This window comes from Caulobacter sp. CCH9-E1 (assembly GCF_001556515.1).
Lineage (GTDB): Bacteria > Pseudomonadota > Alphaproteobacteria > Caulobacterales > Caulobacteraceae > Caulobacter.
This window is the reverse complement of sequence record NZ_LSJA01000105.1, coordinates 1-562: the sequence shown is the minus strand read 5'-3', so window position 1 is coordinate 562 and position 562 is coordinate 1. Positions and strand designations below refer to the sequence as shown.

Sequence of the window (562 nt, the reverse complement as noted above, 5' to 3'; positions counted from 1 at the left end):
CCTTTTAGGCGCCTATCACCCCGCTAAGGGGGTCCTTCTTCCACGCCGCTGCACACCATTGACCGGCCATCCCTCGCGTTTGAGCAGCACCGTGATCCGCCGGTAGCCGTAGCGAACCCGCGTCTCGGCAATCTCCTTGATCCGCTTCTTCAGGGCGACAGGATCGGTCCGCTTGCCCTTGTAGTGATAGCTGGATCGTTCCGCCTGGAGCGCCCCGCAGGCGCGTCGGATGCTGACCTGCCAGGCCGCTCGCAGATAATCCACGAGCTGGCGGCGCCGGGCAGGTCCTAAAGCTTTCGCTTGATGACGTCCTGCAGCATCTCCTTGTCGAGCGACAGGTCCGCCACGATCCGTTTGAGCCGGGCGTTTTCATCCTCGAGTTGGCGCAGCCGCTTCATCTCCGACGGCATCAGGCCAGCGTATTTCTTGCGCCAGACGTAGAACGTCGCCTCGGAAATTCCCGCCTTGCGGCAGACCTCGCCAACCGTGGCGCCCTCGTCTGCCTGACGCAGGATAAACGCTACCTGCGCCTCACTGAACTTCGACCTCTTCATGGTCGCTC

At 62.6% G+C, this 562-nt stretch carries 1 pseudogene; it reads right to left on the bottom strand.

Features of this window, described 5'->3' with window-relative positions:
* Positions 1–57 precede the first annotated feature (57 nt).
* Positions 58–554, bottom strand: a pseudogene (locus AX690_RS23615) (transposase); the annotation flags it as partial.
* Between the last annotated feature and the right edge of the window lie 8 nt (positions 555–562).